Below are 20,760 nucleotides of genomic sequence, written 5' to 3'. Positions count from 1 at the left end.
CTCGTGCGCCTCGTGATGAAGATGTTATTACAGGTCTTCCGCTTCGGGACATCGTTAGATACATTTAGGTACAACTTGCATCGGAGACGATGTCGGGTGACAATTGATCCGATGTTTAAGGCGGCAGCGGATGCCGGACGACAGCGGTGACAGACCTTCAAGGGAGCAGGTGGAGCATGGGCGATCCCATCCTCAGGGTGGAAGGCATCAGCAAGGGGTTCCCCGGGGTGCAGGCGCTCAAGGACGTGCACCTCGAGGTGCACGCGGGCCAGGTGCTCGTGCTCGTCGGAGAGAACGGCGCGGGCAAGTCGACGCTCATGAAGATCCTCTCCGGGATCTACACCCGCGACGAGGGGACCATCCTCTTCGAGGGCGAGCCCGTGGAGCTGACCGGCCCCCTCCAGGCGCAGCAGCTGGGCATCACCATCATCCACCAGGAGATGAACCTCATGCCCGACCTCACCGTCGCGCAGAACATCTACATCGGGCGGGAGCCGACGACGGGCGGCTTCCTCTCCGAACGGGCGCTTAACCGCAGGACTGCGGAGCTGCTGAGCCGGCTCGAGATCGACCTGGACCCCCGCCAGAACGTGGGCGAGCTCACCGTCGCCAAGCAGCAGATGGTCGAGATCGCCAAGGCGCTCTCATTCAACGCGAAGGTCCTCATCATGGACGAGCCGACCTCGGCGCTGACGGACAGCGAGGTCGAGACGCTCTTCACGCTGATCGAGCAGCTCAAGGCGCGGGGCACGGGCATCGTCTACATCTCGCATCGGATGGACGAGCTGAGGCGTCTCGCGGACCGGGTCACCGTCCTCCGTGACGGCACATACATCGGATCACTGGAGAAGAGTGAGATCGACGTCCCGAGGATCATCGAGATGATGGTCGGCCGTGCGATCGACGAGGGGACGCGTCCGACGGCGCGTGAGCACCAGGGCGAACCGGTCGTCCTCGACGTGCAGGGGCTCTCGACCAGGAGCCTCCTGAAGGACGTCTCCTTCCAGCTCCACAAAGGTGAGATCCTCGGCTTCGCCGGCCTCATGGGCGCGGGGCGCACCGAGACCGCCAGGGCGATCATCGGCGCGGACCGGAAGGACGCCGGACGCGTCGTCGTCGGCGGCCGCGAGATCAGGATCCGCCAGCCAGCGGATGCCGTGAAGCACGGCGTCGGCTATCTCTCCGAGGATCGCAAGCTCCTCGGTCTCATGCTCGAGCAGGACGTCACCTTCAACACCGTCCTCGCCTCCCTCGGCAGCTACGCCGGCGCGCTCGGCTGGATGGGCGACGGCAAGGCCAAGAACCAGACCAAGCAGTACGTGCAGCAGCTGCGCGTGAAGACCCCGTCCGTGGGGCAGATCGTCAAGCTCCTCTCCGGAGGCAACCAGCAGAAGGTCGTCATCGCCCGCTGGCTCATGCGCGACTGCGACATCCTCATCTTCGACGAGCCGACCCGAGGCATCGACGTCGGCGCGAAGGAGGAGATCTACCGCCTCATGCAGCAGCTCGCCGCATCGGGCAAGTCCATCATCGTCATCTCGTCCGAGCTGCCGGAGATCCTGCGCGTCGCGAACCGCATCGCCGTGTTCGCGAACGGGCGGATCACCGGCACGCTCCGCAACGAGGAAGCCACTCAGGAGAAGATCATGCACCTCGCAGCCCATGGGGAGGAAGAACGATGAGCACCCCGGAACAGCCCGGATCGACGACGACCGTGATCCAGCAGGCCGTGAACGAGAACACGGACAGGCGCGACGTCGTCGGCTTCCTCAAACGACAGGTCCAGCAGTCGCTCGCCTTCGGCACGCTCGTCGTGCTGCTGATCTTCTTCTCGATCGCGAGCCCGAACTTCTTCACGTTCAGCAACATCGCCTCGGTGCTGCTGTCCACGGCGGTCATCGGCATCCTCGCCCTGGGTACGACCTTCGTCATCATCACCGGGGGCATCGATCTGTCCATCGGCACCGGGATGGCGCTGTGCGCCGTGATGACGGGCGTCTTCATCACGAACTGGGGGCTGCCGGTCTGGGTCGGCGTCCTCGGCGGCATCGCGACCGGCGTCCTGATGGGGCTCGTCAACGGCCTGAACGTGACGTTCCTGCACCTGCCCCCCTTCATCGCGACCCTCGCGATGATGATGATCGCCGGCGGTCTCGCGCTGGTCGTCTCCAACGTCGCGCCGATCTATTTCTCGACCTCGGCGCCGGACTTCAAGCGGATCGCGCTCGGCACGCTCATCCCCGGCATCCCGAACGCGGTCCTCATCACCGCCGTGCTCGCGGTCATCGCCTTCCTCGTGCTGTCGAAGACGCTGCTCGGCCGCTACACCTTCGCGATCGGATCGAACGAGGAGGCCACCCGCCTCTCCGGCGTGAACACCCGCCGCTGGACGATCTTCATCTACATGTTCGCCGGGGCCTTCACCGGTGCGGCCGGGATCATCATCGCCTCGCGCCTCGACTCGGCCCAGCCGCAGATCGGCACCGGCTACGAGCTGCAGGCGATCGCCGCCGTCATCATCGGCGGCACCTCGCTGCTCGGCGGACGCGGATCGATCCTCGGCACCGTGATCGGCGCGCTCATCATGAGCGTGCTCGTCAACGGCCTGGGCATCCTGTCGATCCAGCCGGAGTGGCGCAACATCGTCGTCGGCGTCGTCGTGCTCCTGGCCGTCTTCTTCGATTCGCTGCGCAACCGGCAGCGAACCTGAGTCCTCGGGTGGCGGCGATACCCGTGCCCGCCGCCATCCCGATCGGCCCCGGCCGAAACCCGCGGAGCGATCCGCACCGGCACATCCCAGAGGAATGTCCACCTCGCCGGCCGCGAGACCGGCATCACAGAACAATGGAGTTTCCATGCGATTTGGCAAGAAGACCGCATTCGCGGCACTCGTCGCCGCCTCCGCGCTCGTCTTCGCGGGCTGCGCGGGCGGCGGCGACGTCATCGACGAGGGCGCAGGCACCGACGACGGCACCGGCGACGGCAGGCTGAGCATCGCTCTCGTCTCGAAGGGCTTCCAGCACCAGTTCTGGCAGGCCGTCCAGAAGGGCGCGAAGGACAAAGCGGACGAGCTCGGCGTGGACATCACGTTCGAGGGCCCAGCCGCCGAGACCGAGATCGCCCAGCAGCTCGAGATGCTCACCACGGCGATCGACCGCAACCCCGACGCGATCGGCTACGCCGCGCTCGACCCCGAGGCGTGCGTCGCCCCGCTCGAGCAGGCGAAGTCCAAGGACATCCCCGTCGTCTACTTCGACGCCCCCTGCAACGGCGACGTGGGCCTGAGCCTCGCCGCGACCGACAGCGAGGTCGCCGGAGCCCTGGCAGCCGACCACATGGCCGAGCTGATCGGCGGATCGGGCAAGGTGGCCATCGTCGGTCACTCCCAGATCAACTCGACCGGCGTCGAGCGCCGTGACGGCTTCGTCAACCAGATCGAGGCCGAGTACCCGGACATCGAGATCGTCGACATCCAGTACGGCGACGGTGACCACCTGAAGTCCGCCGACATCGCCAAGGCGATGATCGCCGCGCACCCCGATCTCAGCGGCATCTACGGCACCAACGAGGGCTCGGCCATCGGCGTCGTGAACGCGGTGAACGAGCTCAACCTGGAGAAGGGCAAGATCACCATCATCGGCTTCGACTCCGGCGCCGCCCAGATCAACGCGATCAAGGACGGCACCATGGCCGGTGCCATCACGCAGGACCCGATCGGCATCGGCGCCCGCACCGTGGAGTCGGCCGTGGCCGCCGCCAACGGCGAGTCCATCGACGAGTTCTACGACACCGGCTCGTACTGGTACGACGCCACGAACATCGACGACCCGGACATCGCCGCGGTCCTCTACGAGTAAAGACGGATCATGAGGATGCCCCTGCGCTTCGGCGCAGGGGCATCCTCATGTCCGGCTTCCGGTCCCCGGATCCGGAGGCTCCGGCGCCAGAGCGGCGGGGATCAGATCCGGCGGAGGAAGGTGAGCTGCGAGGACGGCTCGACGATCAGCTCCCGGAGAGCGGCGTTGAACGGGATGCCGGCGGGGGCGGCGAGATGCGCCTGGAACGCCTCCTCATCGCGGTACACCTCGTAGACGAAGAAGCGGTCGGGATCCTCGACCAGGCGGGTCGCGTCGAAGACGATGTTCCCCTCCTCGGCGCCGACCTCCTCGGCGAAGTCGCGCAGGAGAGCGGCGACCCGGTCCCCGTTGCCGGGGCGTGCGGTGAAGACGGCGTGCAGGATGGTGGGATCGGACATGGTTCCTCCGGGGACGGGCGATCAGGGAAGGTCGAGCAGGCGCGCGGGGTTGTCGACGAGCATCCGTTCCACCGCCGCACCGTCGACCTCCGCGCGCAGCCGGGGCAGATAGCGGTCGCCGAGGTAGGCGAGTCCCGGCATCCCGCCGTAGGCGATGTACCGGGCGCGCCGGGCGACATCGCCGCCGAGCAGGATGCGCTCGCCGCCGCCCCGTTCGACGACTGCGGTCGTCAGGGCCAGCAGCTCGGCGTCGCTGCGGGTGCGCGGACGGGCGAAGCCGTCGTATCCGAGATAGGCGCCGCGCTCCGCCAGCGACGCGTGCAGCCCCGGATCGGGGTCGCGGTCGGCGTGCGCCAGCACGACCCTTTCCTCGGCCACGCCCTGGGAGCGGAGCACGTCGAGCACCTCGTGCGCGGCCGTGCAGAACTCCAGGTGCACCATGATCGCCGCGCCGGTCGCCGCGTGGGCCGCGGCCAGGGCGTCCAGGGTGATCCGCTCGAAGGGGCTGATCCGCCAGTAGCCGATCCCGCCCTTGAGGATGCCGGCGCGCACGTGCTCTCCCGCCGGATCCGCCGCGCGCGCCCCGAGGGGATCGGCGTCGGAGCGCGGCATCCCCTCGAGGATCTCCGCCGTGAACAGCCCCGCCAGCTCGTTCGTCCCCCGGCGGCGGGTCGGATGGTCGACGGCGTAGTGCTCCTCGCGGTGCCGGCCCGCCGTGGCGACGATCCGCAGCCCGGTCGAAGCGCTGATGCGCGCGACCGCCTCGGGATCGCGTCCGAGGTCGGAGGGGGTGGCGTCGACCATGGCGGCGAAGCCGCTCCTGCCGAGGAAGCGAGCCTCCGCTCCGGAGGCGGCCTCGTCGTCCAGCTCGTCCCCCGGCAGGAGCGGTGAGACCTGGAAGAGGTGCTCGTGATAGTCCGTCGCCCCCAGAAGCTCGGGGGCGATGTCGCCGAGGACCGTCCGGATCATCGGCGTGCGACCTCGGCCGCCTCGGCGAGCCGCTCGACCGCCTCCGCCGTCAGATCGATCTCGAAGACGTCCGCGACCACCTGCGACCAGCCGTGGATGAAGTAGCGCCAGCCGTCGACGACGTGCAGCCCGCGCTCTGTCCTTCGCGCCTCCGCCTGATGCAGGAATTCCAGGGAGCCGCGGTAGTTGAACTCCCAGGCGTAGGCGTCGCGCGGGAACACGACGTCGTCCGGCAGGGGGGAGCCCGGTGCGTCCTTGCCGAGACCGGTGGCGTTCACGATGAGAGATCCAGGCGCGGCGGCGGCGACGAGTTCCGCGGCATCCTCGACCGCGTCGGTCCGCGCGTATGCGATCAGCCCCTCGCGGGTGCCGTGCGCCCTGTGCACCTCGCGCAGGTGCTCGAGCTTGTCGTCGTCGCGCGCGGTGACGGTGATCCTCGCCGGGGCGTCGGCGCGCTCGGACAGCGCCCAGCTCAACGCCGTGCCCGATCCGCCGGCGCCGAGGATGACGACCTCCGCACCCGTCCGCGAGAAGTGGTCGGCGGGCAGGAAGTCGTTCAGGGCGAGGTCGACGGTGATCGGGTCCTTCGCCCGGCCCGAAAGGCGTGCGCCGCGCTTGGCGATGCTGGAGATCTCCGCGCAGGAGACCGCAAAGGGGTCGAGCTCGTCGAACAGGTCCGAGGCTGCGGCGTACACGTTCATCTTGTGGGTCGTCACGAGCGCGCCGCGGTGGTGCGGATCGTCTCGGATCCGCTCGACGAGCTCCCGGTACTGCGCCGGCGTCGCATCCAGCGGGAGGTCGTGGCCGACGAGCGTGCGGGTGGGGAGTCCGAGGATGTCTGCCCACAGCGGGAACACGGTCATGATCGACGACGATCCGGTGCTCACGCCGACGAAGCCCATGTAGTCGGAGTCGGTCATTGCGCTGCCTTTCGGGAGTTTCGTTCGAATCGCGTGAATGGTCGCTAAACCGGCCGATTTGCAACCAGGTGCGCCACTCGAACCGGGGTGCCGGCGAGCACGGCGAGGACGTCGGCGAGGGAGGACGCGCCCATGTTGTCGACCGCCTGCGTGGTCTGCGCGCCCAGATGCGGGGTGATGACGACGCGGTCCGCGAGGTCGGCGGCCAGCAGCGGGCCGACTGACGCCGCGGTGTCGCCGTCCAGGGTGTCGGCGGCGTATCCGGCGAGCCGTCCCTCCCGCAGGGCGGTGGCGACGGCCTCCTCGTCGACGAGATCGGGGCGCGCCGTGTTCACGATGACGGCGCCCGGCCGGATCGAGCGGAGTCTCGCCGCGTCGATGAGTCGCTGGCCGCCGGGGGCGTGCAGGGTGAGGATGTCCGCGGTCGTGAGCAGCTCGTCGAGCGCTGCGGGTTCGGCGCCGAGCTCGGAGACCCGCTCGGCGGGGAGGTAGGGATCTGCTGCCAGGATGCGTGCGCCGAACCCGCTCAGACGCCGGGCGACGCCCTGGCCGATCCGTCCGAAGCCGACGATCCCGACGGTCGTCGCGCCCAGCTCCCTGCCGCGCCGGACGCTCCAGTCGCCCTGGCGAACGCGCCGGTCGCCGTCGGCGGTGAAGCGGAGGGCCGCGAGCATGAGCCCGACCGCATGATCCGCAACGGCATCGGCGTTCGCACCGGGGGTGTTGGCGACGGGGATGCCGCGCGCCGCGGCGGCATCGAGATCCACGGCCTCCGTGCCGACGCCGTAGCGGGCGACGATCCTGAGGCGGGGAGCCGCGGAGAGATGCGCGGCCGTCACGGGGCCGGTGCCGGCGATCCAGGCATCCGCCGTCGCGAGAAGAGGCGCGAGCGCGTCCAGGGCGTGATGCGCCGGTCCGCGGACGATCGTGTGCCCTGCCTCTTCCGCGCGGGCGACGAGGTCGAGGTCGCCGTCCGAGAAGGACCGGCTGGTGACGAGGATGGTGCCCATCAGTGCGCTCCTTCCTCGTCGGGACCCGTGACGCTTCGGGGGCCGGATGCACGGATGCCGGACGCCTCCGGCGAATCCCGCCGGCGTTCGTCCGAACGGCCCCCGGACTGTCCGCGCCCGGACGGCCCGCCGCCGGCGGCGCCGGGCGCCGCCGCGAACCAGGGCGCCAGAGCGTCGTAGGCGGCGGTGAAGCGGCCGTGCCGTTGGGCGTACACCGCGTGCCGGCCCGCGTCAGGGGCGAACTCGGCGGTCACCTCGCTCAGCGCCCGTGCTGCGGAGAAGTCCGCGAGCCCGAGGCCGACGGCGCCCGTCACGGCCGCGCCCAGGCTGTTCGCCTCCTCGACGATCGTGCGCCGGCGTACGGGAATGCCCCAGGCATCCGCGAGGATCTGCAGCAGCGCGTCGCTCTGGGCGCCTCCGCCGACGGCGTCGATGCGATCGATCGCGGCGCCGGACTCCCGGAAGGCGCGGATGCTGGTCAGCAGGTTGTAGCCGATCCCCTCCAGGACGGCGCGCACCAGATGCGCACGGGTGTGGTGGCGTCCGATGCCGAGGAAGGCGCCGCGCGCGTCCGGGTCCCAGAGGGGCGAGCGCTCGCCGAGGAGATAGGGCAGGAAGAAGAGGTCCTCGTTGTCGAGGTCGCCGCCGGCCTCGGCTGTCAGGCGCGCGGTCTCCGGATGCTCCGGATCCGGGGAGAGCGCCTCGGAGATCCACTGGATCGAGGCGCCGCCGGCCTGCATCGTCGCCGTCGGCACATAGGTCTGGGGCACGACGTGATCGAAGGTGAAGGTCCGCAGTCCAGGGTCGCGCAGCGGGGCGGGGCTCGCGAAGGAGATCCAGGACGAGGTGCCGAGGCTCACATAGGCGCCGTCCTCGGGCGCGACGACACCCGATCCGACAGCCGCCATCGGCCCGTCGCCGCCGCCCATCACCACGCGGACCCCGGTATGCAGGCCGAGCGCGGACGCCGCGGCATCCGTCAGCCCTCCCGCGATCGCGGTCGCGTCGAGGATCTCGGGGAACAGCGCGCGGTCGAGGCGCGCCGCCTGCAGCACCTCGTCCGACCAGTCTCCCGTCCGCTGGTCGTAGGCGTTCGTGCCGGAGGCGTCGGAGCGGTCCGTCGCGAGCCGGCCGGTCAGACCGAGCACGATGTAGTCCTTGGCGACGCAGAACCGGCGGACGCGCGACCACGCATCCGGCTCGTTGTCTCGGACCCACATGACCTTCTCGATCGAATAGGTCGAGTTCAGCCGATGCCCGAGCAGCCCGTAGGCGTGCTCGGCGCCGAGCGCAGACTCGAGCTCGCGCTGCTGCGCTCCGGAACGCGTGTCGGCCCAGATGATCGCCGGCCGCACGGGGATGCCGTCACCGTCCAGCAGCACCGCGCCCATCATCTGCCCGCTGACCACGAGCCCGGTGACGGCGGACGCCGCCGTGCCCGTGCGGGCCAGGAGTCCGCGGGTGGCCGCGACCACGGCATCCCACCAGTCCTGCGGATCCTGCTCCGCGACGCCGCCGGCGGCGAAGTGCGCGGGGTATCCGACGGTCACCGCGGCGACGAGGCGCCCGTCGTCGTGATGGAGGGAGGCCTTGTTCCCGGTCGTGCCGAGGTCGTGCGCGATGATCACGGGCGAAGCCTAGGCCGAGTAGGGGCGCAGCTCGACGCCTTCTGCGGCGCGGTAGGCGCGCGAGCCCATGCCGTGCTCGAGCACCCAGCCGTAGTCGTGCCCTGCGCCGCCGGGGTAGACGGCGAGGAAGGCATAGGGCTCGTCGCCGGCGTTCACGGACCGGTGCGCCCACCCGGGCGGGATGTAGCCGATCGTGCCGGGGAGCATGTCGAGCCACTCGGTGCGCTCGCCGTCGAACAGGAGCAGCCCGCCCGCGCCCTTCAGCGCCAGGTAGATCTCGCCCTGATGGTTCGGATGCTGATGCCCCTTGGTCATCCACAGCTCGCCGCCGGTGTCGCCGGGCATGATCGTGGTGATCGACTGGGGGAGCTCGCGCTCGATCTCGGGAACCGGCGAGCTGGTCACGGTGTAGACGACGGGGTCGTCGCCCGTCGAGGCTGCGGACCAGGCGTCCGCGTCCAGGAACAGGCCCTCCAGATCCGACATGCGACGCGTGAGCGTCGGCCCTTCGGGGGAGAGCGTCAGCCGCTCGGCGTCGAAGGCGATCGCCATCGGGGAGATCGGCGGGATGTGGAACTCGGGCATCGGGTCTCCTCGGCGATGAAGGGCAGAGGACGCCTCCGCGCGCCCCTGCCTGTAATAACAAGCAGTCTACCTGTAATGACAGGTGGGGGACAACGCCGTCCTGCGGATCCCTCTCGCCTCGGCCGCGAACGCCTCTTGTCTCGACGGGGCAGGAGGGCGAGACTGGCGTCGGGGGACTCGGCGGAAGGCGGCGACGTGGCACACGGAGACATCACGCACATCGACATCCCGGTCGCGGACATGGCGCGGGCGACGGCGTTCTACTCGGGACTGTTCGGCTGGAGCATCGCGGAGATGCCCGGCTTCGAGGGGTACCCGATGTGGCAGGCGCCGAACGGCATCTCCGGTGGAGGGCTGGCGCCACGGGACGACGGATTCACGCAGCCGCGCTCCTATGTCGAGGTCGACTCGATCGACGACACGATCGCCGCGGCCGAGGCGGCGGGCGGACGCGTCGCCGCGCCGAGGCAGCCGATCACGGAGACGAGCGCCTGGGCCGTGATCATCGATCCCGACGGCAATCGCATCGGGCTCTTCGAGGGCGTCATCGGAGGCTGACCCCGACCCCCGGTGCGGTGCGGGATGGAAAAGGTGCTTCCCGAGGCGCGTGGGGGTCCCCTTTCCATCCCGCACCGGTGCGTTTGTATACCAATGAGGGCAGTTGGGGGGATAGCTACGCGTGAGAGGCGTTTTGTGCATACACTAATGGCATGAGCATCGTCGCGCCCCGTGCCAGCGATCGCGCCTATGCGATCCTGCTCGAGGAGATCCAGGGGGGCGTGCTCGCGCCGGGAACCGTGCTCGCCGAGGTCGAGCAGGCCGCCCGTCTCGGTGTGAGCCGCACGCCCCTGCGCGAAGCGCTCCAGCTCCTCGCCGCGGACGGTCTCGTCGTGCAGCAGTCGCCCAGGGTCACGGTCGTCTCCGACGTGGACGCCGACGACATCCGCGCGCTGTTCGAGATCCGCCGTGCCCTCGAGGAGTCCGCGGCGCGCCTGGCCGCCGGGCGGGGCGACACCGCGCTGTTCGCCGCGCTCGCCGCGGAGTTCGCCGAGGTCGACCTCTCGGTCCGCGGCGGCAGGGATGCCTATGATGCGCTCATCGCACGCTTCGACCGCGCGATCGATGACGCGGTCGCGAACGACTACATCGCCTCCGCCCTGCGCACGGTCCGCACTCATCTGGTCCGTGTGCGGAGGATGGCGAGGGACCGGCCGGAGCGTCTGGCGGCCTCCGTGGCGGAGCATCGCCTGATCGCCGAGGCGCTCGCCGAGGGCGACGGCGATCTCGCGGCGCACGCGACCCACGTGCATCTGCGCAACGCGCTCACTGGCATCCTCGAGTCGCTCGAAGGCGGCGTTCCGAGGCGGACCGACGGGCCGCGCGCGACGACCGGCGCAATGACGGACCGCTCCCGTCCCACCGATGAAGCAAGCGAAGGAGAGAGATGACCGTCATCCACCACGTCCGCGTCCACCGCAGCGAAGAGCAGCTGCCCCGCGAGGAACAGCTGGCGTGGAAGATCGCCGAGGTCGCGGCCGACGAGGTCGAGGTCGAGCCTGCCGTCGTCGACATGATCGTGAACCGCATCATCGACAACGCGGCAGTGGCGGCGGCATCCCTCACTCGCGCCCCGATCGCGGCGGCGCGGGCGCAGGCGCTCAGCCACCCCGTCTCCCGCGGCGGTGCGGGCGCGAACCTGTTCGGCGCGCCGCTCGACGAGCGCACCAGCCCCGAGTGGGCGGCGTGGGCCAACGGCGTCGCCGTGCGCGAGCTCGACTACCACGACACCTTCCTGGCGGCGGAGTACTCCCACCCCGGGGACAACATCCCGCCGATCCTCGCCGTCGCCCAGCACGCCGGCTGCGACGGGCGCGCGCTCGTGCGCGGCATCGCGACGGGGTACGAGATCCAGATGGATCTCGTCCGCGCCATCAGCCTGCACAGGCACAAGATCGACCACGTCGCGCACCTCGGCCCGTCGGCGGCCGCGGGCATCGGCACGCTTCTCGGTCTCGACATCGCGACGATCCACCAGGCGGTCGGACAGGCGCTGCACACCACGACCGCCACGCGGCAGAGCCGCAAGGGCGAGATCTCCACCTGGAAGGCGCACGCCCCCGCCTTCGCGGGCAAGATGGCCGTCGAGGCGGTGGACAGGGCGATGCGCGGACAGACCAGTCCAGCGCCGATCTACGAGGGCGAGGACGGCGTCATCGCCTGGATGCTGGACGGCAAGAATGCCTCGTACGAGGTTCCGCTGCCCGCACCCGGCGAGCCCAAGCGGGCGATCCTGGACTCCTACACGAAGGAGCACTCGGCGGAGTATCAGGCGCAGGCGTGGATCGACCTCGCCCGCCGGCTGCACAACGAGCGCCCGGAGCTGCGGGACCCGGCGAGGATCGCATCGATCGTGCTGCACACCAGCCACCACACGCACTATGTGATCGGCTCGGGTGCCAACGATCCGCAGAAGTACGATCCGACCGCCTCCCGCGAGACGCTCGACCACTCCATCCCGTACATCTTCGCCGTCGCGCTGCAGGACGGCGGCTGGCACCACGTCGACTCCTACGCGCCGGAGCGCGCCGCACGTCCCGACACCGTCGAGCTCTGGCGCAAGGTGACCACGGCGGAGGATGCCGAGTGGACCCGCCGCTATCACTCGGAGGATCCGGACGAGAAGGCCTTCGGAGGGCGCGCGGAGATCACTCTCGCCGACGGCTCGACCGTCGTGGCGGAGATCGCCGTGGCCGACGCCCACCCGCTCGGCGCGCGTCCCTTCGTCCGTGCGGACTACATCGCGAAGTTCCGGCTGCTGGCCGGGCCCGTGCTCGAGCCGGTCGAGATCGAGCGGTTCCTGGGGCTCGTCCAGCGCCTGCCCGAGCTGACCGCCGCCGAGGTCGGCGAGCTGTCCATCGTGGCGAAGCCGGGCGTCCTCGAGTCCGTCTCGGCGCCGAGGGGGCTGTTCTGATGCCCATGCTGTCGTCCAGCCGCCGGGCTCAGACCACCCGCTCCATCCGGCTCACCCTGTCGTCTGCCCGACCCATCAGCCGTGCTCGGGCGTCCACCCGTCGACTCCAGGTCGGCCCCCTGCCGGCCGTGTCCGGGAAGACGCGGGTGCGGGAGGGGGCATCCCGCAGCTTCCCGGACGCGCTCCGCAGGGATGTCCGGGAAGATGCGAATGCGGGCGGACGACACCCGCAACAACCCGGACGGGCCGTGCTCGCCGTCGTCCCCGAGGACGACAGGGCCCGCTCGGGGAGCATCCCCATAGAGAGCATCTCCATAGAGGGAGGGAACCGCTGATGCTGTACTCCACGACGACACCGGCCGAGAAGCGGCGGCTGCTCCGCGAACGCCTCGCCTCGGGGGAGCTGCTGCGCTTCCCCGGCGCGTTCAACCCGCTCAGCGCCCGTCTCATCGAGCGGAAGGGCTTCGAGGGCGTGTACATCTCCGGCGCCGTGCTGTCCGCGGATCTCGGCCTGCCGGACATCGGATTGACGACGCTCACCGAGGTCGCCGGTCGTGGTCAGCAGATCGCGCGGATGACGGAGCTCCCCGCGATCATCGATGCGGACACCGGCTTCGGCGAGCCCATGAACGTCGCGCGCACGATCCAGACGCTCGAGGACGCCGGCCTCGCCGGCGCGCACATCGAGGATCAGGTGAACCCGAAGCGCTGCGGCCACCTCGACGGCAAGAGCGTCGTGGACGAGGACACCGCGGTCAAGCGCATCCGCGCCGCGGTCGACGCGCGCCGGGACGAGAACTTCCTCATCATGGCCCGCACCGACATCCGCGCGATCGAGGGTCTGGACGCCGCGGTCGATCGCGCGAAGGCGCTGGTGGATGCCGGCGCCGACGCGATCTTCCCCGAGGCGATGCGCGACCTCGCCGAGTTCGAGACGATGGCGAAGGCGCTGGACGTGCCGATCCTCGCCAACATGACCGAGTTCGGGAAGTCGGAGCTGTTCTCGACCGCGCAGCTGCAGGATGCCGGCGTGCGCATCGTCATCTGGCCGGTCTCCCTGCTGCGCCTCGCGATGGGCGCGGCGGACCGCGCGCTGGACACGCTGTCCGACGAGGGGCATCTCACGGGCAGGCTGGGGGAGATGCAGCACCGCGCGGACCTCTACGACCTCATCGACTACGAGTCGTACAGCCGCTTCGACTCCGGCGTCTTCGACTTCCGGGTGGAGCGCTGAGACCCGCTCCGGACGGGGTCATTCGCTGAGGGTCTCGCTCCACCATGCCCGGTGTGCAGCGGAGTGGTCCTGCCCGCCGCCGACGGCGTCCAGCGCCTGGCTCCACCGTGCGTCGACGAGCGCGCTCATCGGTGCGTCGACGGCCGCCGAGACCGCCAGCTCGCGCGCGATCCGCACGTCCTTGGCGAGGAGCCCGAGGAGGAAGCCGGTCGAGTAGCGGCCGGAGACGACCTCGCCGAAGACGACCTCGCTGACGAAGCTGCGCCCGGTGGAGGTGTTGATCACGTCGATCGCCGTGGCGGGGGCCAGCCCGTACTCCTTGCCGACCACGAGGGCCTCCGCCGTGGCCACGTACGTCGCCGCGGCGACATAGTTGTTCATCGCCTTCATGGCGTGTCCCGTGCCCAGGCGTCCGGTGCGGAAGCGGCGCTGCGGGTCGCCGAGGACGTCGAGCACGGGGATGACGGCCGCGACGTCCTCGTCCTCGCCGCCCACCATCAGCGAGAGCTCCCCGCTCACCGCGCGGGGCACGCCGCCGGACACCGGTGCGTCGACGAGACGCAGCCCGTGCGGCTCGAGGAGCGCGGCCAGGGCGAGCGTGTCCTCGGGGCTCGAGGAGCTCATGTCGACGACCACCGCGCCGTCGCGGATCGCGGGGGCGATGCCGTCGCCCCAGCCCAGCAGGCTGTCCTGCACGATCGCGCCGTTGGGCAGCATCGTGATCAGCACGCCGGCCGGTGCGAAGTCGGCGGGACCGGTCGCGGCGGTCGCCCCGTGCTCGACGGCGAAGCGCCGGGCGAGCGCCCCGTCCGCGTCGTGGACGATGAGGTCGAATCCGGCCGCGGCGAGGTTGGCGGCCATCGGCCAGCCCATCCGTCCGAGTCCGATGAATCCCACCATGCCGTTGTCGCTCACGCCTGTCTCGCTCTCTCAGAAAAAGCAGCGGGCGTCGAGGAGGATGACATCGCCGCCGCGCTGCGGGCACCAGGAATTCGGCCCTCTCTCATTCGAGTGATTCGGCGACTCCGGCGCAAGCGTTCCGACATTGGGACCGCCTATAAGGAACATGCGCAATCGCTTCTTTGCCGACCCGTGCGAGGAACGTAGGTTCATGACAGATCGCGCGACGCGCGCGTCGTCGTGCGCGATCCGACACCGTCGTCACCACGCATGCGTCGCGCCCGCCGGGCCCGACGTGGGAAGGACTCTCCGTGCATCACGCAATCCAGCTGGACGCCCCTGCTCCCCTCGCCGAGGATCCGCTCGCCTGGCGGGAGGTCGACACTCCGCGGCCCGGTCCGGGACAGCTGCTCATCAAGGTCGTGGCATGCGGGGTGTGCCGTTCCAACCTCCACATGATCGAGGGCGACTGGCTCGGCGGCGGCCTGCCCGCGATCTCGCCGATCGTCCCCGGTCATGAGGTCACCGGCATCGTCGAGTCGATCGGCGATGGCGTGTCCGGCTTCCACCCGGGCGACCGGGTCGGCGTGCAGCCGCTGTGGTCCACCTGCGAGCGCTGCGAGCACTGTCTCAGCGGCCGCGAGCAGCTCTGCCAGGAGCGCCTCATCACCGGCGAGATGGTCGACGGAGGATACGCCGAGTACATGATCTCCGTCGCCGCGCACACCTATCGGATCCCCGACGGACTGGATCTCGTGGCGTCGGCGCCGTTGTTCTGCCCGGGGATCACCGCCTTCGGCGCCGTGGCCAAGCTCGACCTCGGCGAGGGCAGCAGGGTCGCGGTCTTCGGCCTCGGCGGCGTCGGCCACATGGCGGTGCAGTTCGCCCGGCTGACCGGTGCCGAGGTCACCGCGGTCGCGCGCGGCCGCGACCACCTCGACGTCGCTCGCGAGCTCGGCGCCGCGCAGACCGTCGACGCCACCGATCCCGAGGCCGTGCAGGCGCTGGAGGGCACGATGGACGCCGCGATCGTGTTCGCCCCGTCGGACGCCGTCGCTCGGCGGGCCCTCGGCTCGGTCAAGCGCGGCGGCACCGTGGTGCTCGGCGTGATCGCCTCCTTCGGCACGATCACCTTCGCCGAGGGCAAGACGATCAAGGAATCGATCCTCGGCTCGCGCGCGGACATGGAGCAGGTGCTCTCGCTCGCCGCGGAGGGCAGGATCCGCACCGTGGTGGATGCCTTCGCGCTGGCCGATGCGCCCGCCGTGCTCGGACGGCTCGCGGACGGCGGGCTGCGCTCCCGAGCCGTGCTGACGGCCTGATCGCGGACAGGATCGGACGAGGGGGCTCACGGCATGCCGTGAGCCCCCTCGTCGACCGGAGAACCTGATCAGCGGCTGATGATCTTGGGGGCGGCGAACTCCTTGAGCCCCTCCGCCCCGAACTCCAGCCCGTACCCGGAGCCCTTCATCCCGCCGAACGGCACGAGCGGGTTCAGCGCGCCGTGCTGGTTGATCCACACGCTCCCCGCCTGGATCCGCAGCGCGACCTCGTGCGCCTGCTCCGGATCACCCCAGACCGACGCCCCGAGCCCCTGTGTGGAGTCGTTGGCGCGCGCGATCGCGTCGTCGACGTCGCTGTAGCGGATCACCGGCACGGCGGGTCCGAACTGCTCCTCATCGACGAGGGCGATGCCGTCCTCGATGTCCGCGACGATCGTGGTGCGGTAGAACAGCGGACCCAGCTCGGGGGCCGGCTCGCCGCCGACCACGATGCGGGCGCCGTGCGCCCTGGCGTCCTCGACGAGTCCTGCGACGATGTCGAACTGCTTCCTGTTCTGCAGCGGGCCGAGCACGTTCCCCTCTTCGAGGCCGTTGCCCATCGGCATGACCCTGGCGAGCTCGGCGAGGGCGTCGACCACCTCGTCGTACTGCGACTCGTGCACGTACAGGCGCTTGAGCGCTGCGCACGTCTGGCCGGTGTTGATGAAGATGCCCCAGAACAGATCCTGCGCGATGGCGGCGATGTCGGCGCCGGGGAGGATGATCCCCGGGTCGTTGCCGCCGAGCTCGAGCGTGAGGCGTGCGAGGTTCGCCGCGGAGGCCGCCACGATCTTGCGTCCGGTCGCGGTCGACCCGGTGAAGGTGATCTTGTCCAGGTCGGGGTGCGCCGCGATCGCCGCGCCGACCTCGCGGTCGCCGGAGACGGCCGTCATCACGCCGTCCGGAAGCCGGCGGTTGAAGATCTCCACGAGCGCGAGGACGGACAGCGGGGTGAACTCGGACGGCTTGACCACCACGGTGTTGCCCATCCGCAGCGCGGGGGCGACCTGCCAGATCGCGATCATGACCGGCCAGTTCCAGGGACCGATCGCTCCGACGACGCCGAGCGGGTCGTAGTGCAGCTCGGCGCGTGCGGGGCCGTCCTCGAAGACGACCTCCGGCCCGAGGACGGTGTCGGCCGCGTTGCGGGTCCACACGGCCGCCGCCCCCACCTCGAAGCGGGCGTTCGGGCCGTCGAGGGGCTTGCCCTGCTCGCGGGACAGGAGCACGGCCAGCTCCTCGGCGTTCGCCTCGATGTCGTCGGCGATCTCGTTGAGGATCCTGGCCCGCTCGGCGTGGCCGAGCGCCGCCCAGGCCGGCTGCGCCGCGCGGGCTCGCGCGACCGCCGCGTCGAGGTCGGTCACGGTGTGGATCGGAGCGTGGCCGATGGTCTCTCCGGTGGCCGCGTCGGGGATCGGGCGGCCTTCGTCCGCGGAGACGGAGACGGCGGCGAGGAGTGTGTTCTCAGACATGGTGTGTCCTCCGGATTCCGGGTTCAGGCCGAGGCGATGCGGTCGGTGACCGCGGTCGCGGTCGTGGAGGCGAAGTCGATGCCGGGGAACCAGTCCGGGAGCACGATCCGCCCCTCGGCGATGGCGCCGTCGAGCAGCCGGTTCATCTCCGCGGGTCCTGCGGTGAGCTCGTAGGAGGCGAGATGCGTGGCGTGCGGGGGCAGCTCGGGGTCGACGAGGGTCGCCGCGACGTTCCAGCGGTGCGCGGCGGCGAGCTGCCCGATCTCCACGTTCTCGCGGACGTGCCGGTGATACCAGTCCTCGTACTCCGTCGTGGTCCTGCCCGCGGGCGGGGCGCTGAAGACGAGGTAGAGGCTCTCGGCGTCGAGAGTATGGGCGGGACGGATCTCGTCGATGGCGGCGAGGTCGTACACCGCCCAGCGCGAGCGGCCGAAGAACTCCGGGAGCGGGACCCGGTCGGTCCCGAGCGCGGTGTCGATCCCCGCAAGGGTCTCGGCGGCGCCCTCGGACTCGACCTCGTAGAACGCCACGTAGTCGTAGGCGGTCGGCGAGCCCTTCCCGACGCCGGCCTTCGTGCGATAGAGCCGCGCCGAGAGCACTCCCGGCAGGCCGAGGATGTCACGGATGTGGCCCGGGTACCAGGTCTCGAACTCGGCGCGGTCCAGGTCCGCCGGCGGCAGGGAGAACACCGCGCGCAGCGGATTGGTCGTACTCGTCATCAGATCTCCTTCGATTCGGATGGGTGATGCCGTCGTTCAGGACGGGTCGGCGATCGGGGTCAGCAGGTCGGTCTCGCCGCGTTCCGCGAGGATCGGCTGCAGGATGCGCAGGCCGTCCACCGCGGCGGGGATGCCGGCGTAGAGCAGCGCGTGCAGGCACACCTCGCGCAGCTCGGCGGGGGTGACGCCGTTGGCGAGGGCGCCCCGCATGTGGGTGTTGGCCTCGGGGGACCGCCCGAGTGCGAGCAGCATCGCGACGGTGATGAGGCTCCGGTCGCGGGTGCCGAGATCCTCGCGCTGCCAGAGGTCGCCGAAGCACCAGCGGGTCACGATCTCCTGGAGCTTGTCGTCGAGCTCCGTCGTGCTCTCGGTCTGGCCCTCGGCTCCCGCACTGCCGAACATGCGGCGGCGCAGCTCCAGGCCCTCCTCGTACAGCCGGTCGTGGATCATGCGTGTTCCTCTCTGCGGGGTCGGCCGGCGCCGCATCCGGCGGCGTCATCTCCGACGTCGCACACGCACAGCGGGCGTTCGCGGCTCAGGGCCGCCGTCTCTGGCAAGAGTGGTACGGGCGTTCCCGGCGGGCAACGCGGAAAAACTGTGGTGCTTCGTTTGCCGTGCCTATGTAGGCGGCCGGCGTCGCGCCGTCCCGCGGGTCAGCGCAGGATCAGCGGATTGAGGTTCATCCCATCCGCCCCCGGCACCGCGAGAGGGGCGAGCACGAGCGCCCCGGCGACCCTGGTGCCCCGGCCGATCTCGGCGCGCAGGGCCGCGAGTCGCAGTTGTCGACGAGGGGCAGGCCGATCGCCCATCCGAGGATGTGCGCGGTGGCGTGCGCGGCCTTCGCCTCCCGGGAGTCGAGCATGTCCCAGGCCAGCACCGAGACGCCGTTGTCGGCGACCCACCGCGCCCCGGACTCCGCGAGTCCGCCGCCGGCGTCCTCGGGAGATTCCGGGCCGCCCAGCATCCGCCCCGCTGAGGCCTCGAAGCGATCCCTGCCCATGTCCAGGCACAGCGCGTCGCCGGGCAGGAACTCCACGCCGGACGCCTGCAGAGCCGCCTGGATGTCGTCGCCCTCGACCGGGCGGTCGGCCCATTCCGTCTCGCGCAGAGCCGGGATGTCGACGTAGACGGCTCGCGTGATCACGCCCGATCCCGCGAGCACGTCGATCGAACCCTGCCGGGGGTCGTCGACGGATCTCCCGCCGTAGTAGGTCCCGCCCACGGCGACGTGGTTCAGAGCGTCGAGATGCGTGTTCTGCAGTCCATGCGGATCGAGCCGGAGGTGCGAGAGGCTCCAGCCGATGCCGTCCCCGCCGTCGAGGAGCTCCCGTTCGTGCCGGAGGACGACGGCGCTCTCGGCGGCGGTGAAGTCGTCGTCGCTGAGCGGGCGGGACAGGCTCACCGAGCGGCCGAGCCGGATCTCGGCGGCGGCTCTGGCCGCCGCCGCCTCATCGATGCGGTTGAGCGTGCCGCGGAGATCGGCGGCGTGATGGCGGTCCTCCGCCGCCCTGCGCACCCACTCCGGGACGGGGAGCGGCCGGCCGGCCTCGGTGATCTTCGGCATGCGCTGCTCCTCCTTCGCGTGCAGACCCCCGGTCTGCGGACCCGCCAGACTGGCCTCATGCAAGAAATCCACTACACCATACGGCAGTTGCAGCACTTCGTCGCCGTCGCGGAGACGGGATCGATCAGCCGCGCTGTCGAGCGCACCTACACCTCGCAGCCCGGGATATCCCTCTCGATCTCGGAGCTCGAACGCGGCATCGGCGTGAAGCTGCTCATCCGTCAGCGCGCCAAGGGGGTGACCCTCACCCGCGCCGGGAAGGAGTTCCTGGAGCACGCCCGAGGGCTCCTCACCACCGCGGAGACGCTGCAGGCGCACATGGACTCCGAGCGCGGCAGCCTCAGCGGGCGGCTCTCCATCGGATGCAATCCGGCGCTCGAACCGGTCATGCTCTCTCCGTTGCTCGCCGGCTTCCACAAGGACAGTCCGAATGTCGCCGTCGAGTTCCAGGAGGGTCCTCAGCCCGAGCTCGAGCAGGGTCTGCGGGATGGCACCACCGAGCTCGCCCTCGTGTACGACGACCACCTCTCGCCGGGGCTCACCGGTGTCGTGATCGACGTCGTCACCCCGTATGTGCTCCTGCCCGCAGGGCATCGCTTCGCGGAGGCGGCGGACGTCAGCCTGGCCGATCTCGCCAGTGAGCCGATGATCCTCGTCGACAACTCCCCGAGCCGCGAGAACTGGGCGCAGACGATGGCGGCGCTGGGGATCGAGCCGCGGATCGGCCACGCGTCCCGCAACTTCGAGTTCGTGCGCTGTCTCGTCGGGCGAGGTCTCGGATACAGCTTCCTGATGCAGCGCCCGGTGTCGGATGTGACCTACGAGGGGACCAGGGTCGTCGCGAAGAGGATCAGGGAGCGGATGCCGACGACGACGATCGTGCTGGCATACGTGAAGGGCTCGCGCCTGTCCCCCCGCGCGCTGCGGTTCATCGAGTTCGTGTCGGAGGAGATCCGCGAGCGCCGCAAGGCCGACGAGCTCGCCGACGGCTGACGGCGGTCCGTCCGCGATAGGGAAACCTGATGTGGAACTTGAGCATTACCTCATATGCCCAGACGCCTCCCTGTTGTTGACTTCGAGGTATTGCACACGAGCTCCGCGGGAACGCCCCGCGCCGGGCTCTCTGGAATCAACGGCGATCCCGACTCCCCCGAGGGAGCCCCACGGTCGCGGAATGCGTGGAATGACCATGAGAACGTCACGGCAACCCG

20 protein-coding genes are annotated in these 20,760 nt (G+C 70.3%); 9 read left to right on the top strand and 11 right to left on the bottom strand.

Features of this window, described 5'->3' with window-relative positions; genetic code table 11:
- The first annotated feature begins 176 nt into the window (after positions 1–176).
- From ACYVGQ_RS02050 to ACYVGQ_RS02040, 3 genes are all read left to right on the top strand, one after another.
- The gene (locus ACYVGQ_RS02050) at positions 177–1,682 is read left to right on the top strand and encodes a sugar ABC transporter ATP-binding protein (RefSeq protein ID WP_460782839.1); all 1,506 of its coding nucleotides are present in this window, start codon (positions 177–179) and stop codon (positions 1,680–1,682) included.
- On the top strand, positions 1,679–2,710 hold the full coding sequence (locus tag ACYVGQ_RS02045; protein WP_460782838.1) for an ABC transporter permease: 1,032 nt from the start codon (positions 1,679–1,681) through the stop codon (positions 2,708–2,710). The genes ACYVGQ_RS02050 and ACYVGQ_RS02045 overlap by 4 nt, the downstream gene beginning before the upstream one ends.
- 145 nt (positions 2,711–2,855) lie before the next feature.
- Positions 2,856–3,857: a substrate-binding domain-containing protein gene (locus tag ACYVGQ_RS02040; protein ID WP_460782837.1), complete on the top strand. Its 1,002-nt coding sequence runs from the start codon at positions 2,856–2,858 to the stop codon at positions 3,855–3,857.
- 101 nt (positions 3,858–3,958) lie between these two features.
- Here the strand turns inward: ACYVGQ_RS02040 and ACYVGQ_RS02035 are convergent, their stop codons facing one another.
- Genes ACYVGQ_RS02035 through ACYVGQ_RS02010 form a run of 6 tightly spaced genes read right to left on the bottom strand, consistent with a single transcriptional unit; the run spans position 3,959 to position 9,367 of the window.
- Positions 3,959–4,255: a putative quinol monooxygenase gene (locus ACYVGQ_RS02035; protein ID WP_460782836.1), complete on the bottom strand. Its 297-nt coding sequence runs from the start codon at positions 4,253–4,255 to the stop codon at positions 3,959–3,961.
- A 21-nt stretch (positions 4,256–4,276) separates the two neighbouring features.
- Positions 4,277–5,224, bottom strand: coding sequence for a phosphotriesterase family protein (locus ACYVGQ_RS02030; RefSeq protein WP_460782835.1), 948 nt, complete (start codon positions 5,222–5,224; stop codon positions 4,277–4,279).
- A complete protein-coding gene (locus tag ACYVGQ_RS02025) occupies positions 5,221–6,144 on the bottom strand; it encodes a shikimate dehydrogenase family protein (RefSeq protein ID WP_460782834.1) in 924 nt (307 codons plus the stop codon). The genes ACYVGQ_RS02030 and ACYVGQ_RS02025 overlap by 4 nt, the downstream gene beginning before the upstream one ends.
- Positions 6,145–6,188: 44 nt before the next feature.
- Complete coding sequence (locus tag ACYVGQ_RS02020) at positions 6,189–7,154, bottom strand: NAD(P)-dependent oxidoreductase (RefSeq protein ID WP_460782833.1); 966 nt, start codon at positions 7,152–7,154, stop codon at positions 6,189–6,191.
- Positions 7,154–8,782 (bottom strand): xylulokinase, encoded by a 1,629-nt coding sequence (gene xylB, locus ACYVGQ_RS02015; protein ID WP_460782832.1) that lies wholly within the window; start codon positions 8,780–8,782, stop codon positions 7,154–7,156. Before xylB ends, ACYVGQ_RS02020 begins: the two co-directional genes overlap by 1 nt.
- A gap of 9 nt (positions 8,783–8,791) precedes the next feature.
- On the bottom strand, positions 8,792–9,367 hold the full coding sequence (locus ACYVGQ_RS02010) for a glucose-6-phosphate isomerase family protein (protein ID WP_460782831.1): 576 nt from the start codon (positions 9,365–9,367) through the stop codon (positions 8,792–8,794).
- A gap of 195 nt (positions 9,368–9,562) precedes the next feature.
- On the opposite strand from ACYVGQ_RS02010, the gene ACYVGQ_RS02005 reads away from it, so the two are divergent.
- The 4 genes from ACYVGQ_RS02005 to prpB all read left to right on the top strand — a co-directional run bounded on the left by ACYVGQ_RS02005 (position 9,563) and on the right by prpB (position 13,572).
- On the top strand, positions 9,563–9,925 hold the full coding sequence (locus ACYVGQ_RS02005) for a VOC family protein (protein WP_460782830.1): 363 nt from the start codon (positions 9,563–9,565) through the stop codon (positions 9,923–9,925).
- 152 nt (positions 9,926–10,077) lie between these two features.
- Positions 10,078–10,815 carry a GntR family transcriptional regulator gene (locus tag ACYVGQ_RS02000; RefSeq protein ID WP_460782829.1) on the top strand — a complete coding sequence of 246 codons (738 nt, stop codon included), beginning with the start codon at positions 10,078–10,080 and terminating at the stop codon, positions 10,813–10,815.
- Entirely contained in the window at positions 10,812–12,338 is a 1,527-nt protein-coding gene (locus ACYVGQ_RS01995; protein WP_460782828.1) for an MmgE/PrpD family protein, read from the top strand. Before ACYVGQ_RS02000 ends, ACYVGQ_RS01995 begins: the two co-directional genes overlap by 4 nt.
- Positions 12,339–12,672: 334 nt before the next feature.
- Entirely contained in the window at positions 12,673–13,572 is a 900-nt protein-coding gene (gene prpB, locus ACYVGQ_RS01990; RefSeq protein WP_460782827.1) for a methylisocitrate lyase, read from the top strand.
- Positions 13,573–13,590: 18 nt separating this feature from the next.
- On the opposite strand, the gene ACYVGQ_RS01985 is transcribed toward prpB, so the two are convergent.
- Positions 13,591–14,487 carry an NAD(P)-dependent oxidoreductase gene (locus tag ACYVGQ_RS01985; RefSeq protein ID WP_460782826.1) on the bottom strand — a complete coding sequence of 299 codons (897 nt, stop codon included), beginning with the start codon at positions 14,485–14,487 and terminating at the stop codon, positions 13,591–13,593.
- A gap of 296 nt (positions 14,488–14,783) precedes the next feature.
- Here ACYVGQ_RS01985 and ACYVGQ_RS01980 point away from each other — a divergent pair, with 296 nt between their 5' ends.
- On the top strand, positions 14,784–15,794 hold the full coding sequence (locus tag ACYVGQ_RS01980) for an alcohol dehydrogenase catalytic domain-containing protein (RefSeq protein WP_460782825.1): 1,011 nt from the start codon (positions 14,784–14,786) through the stop codon (positions 15,792–15,794).
- 68 nt (positions 15,795–15,862) lie between these two features.
- On the opposite strand, the gene ACYVGQ_RS01975 is transcribed toward ACYVGQ_RS01980, so the two are convergent.
- The 4 genes from ACYVGQ_RS01975 to ACYVGQ_RS01960 form a co-directional block, all read right to left on the bottom strand.
- Positions 15,863–17,266 carry an aldehyde dehydrogenase family protein gene (locus tag ACYVGQ_RS01975; protein WP_460782824.1) on the bottom strand — a complete coding sequence of 468 codons (1,404 nt, stop codon included), beginning with the start codon at positions 17,264–17,266 and terminating at the stop codon, positions 15,863–15,865.
- 23 nt (positions 17,267–17,289) lie between these two features.
- Positions 17,290–17,985, bottom strand: a complete 696-nt coding sequence (locus ACYVGQ_RS01970; protein WP_460782823.1) for a hypothetical protein — start codon at positions 17,983–17,985, stop codon at positions 17,290–17,292.
- 36 nt (positions 17,986–18,021) lie between these two features.
- Positions 18,022–18,435, bottom strand: a complete 414-nt coding sequence (locus ACYVGQ_RS01965) for a carboxymuconolactone decarboxylase family protein (protein ID WP_460782822.1) — start codon at positions 18,433–18,435, stop codon at positions 18,022–18,024.
- Between the two features lie 229 nt (positions 18,436–18,664).
- The gene (locus tag ACYVGQ_RS01960) at positions 18,665–19,549 is read right to left on the bottom strand and encodes a cyclase family protein (protein ID WP_460782821.1); all 885 of its coding nucleotides are present in this window, start codon (positions 19,547–19,549) and stop codon (positions 18,665–18,667) included.
- Positions 19,550–19,606: 57 nt separating this feature from the next.
- Here ACYVGQ_RS01960 and ACYVGQ_RS01955 point away from each other — a divergent pair, with 57 nt between their 5' ends.
- Positions 19,607–20,542 (top strand): LysR family transcriptional regulator, encoded by a 936-nt coding sequence (locus ACYVGQ_RS01955; RefSeq protein WP_460782820.1) that lies wholly within the window; start codon positions 19,607–19,609, stop codon positions 20,540–20,542.
- Positions 20,543–20,760: the final 218 nt, after the last annotated feature.

This window comes from Microbacterium tumbae (assembly GCF_054780175.1).
This window is presented reverse-complemented; position numbering and strand designations above follow the sequence as displayed.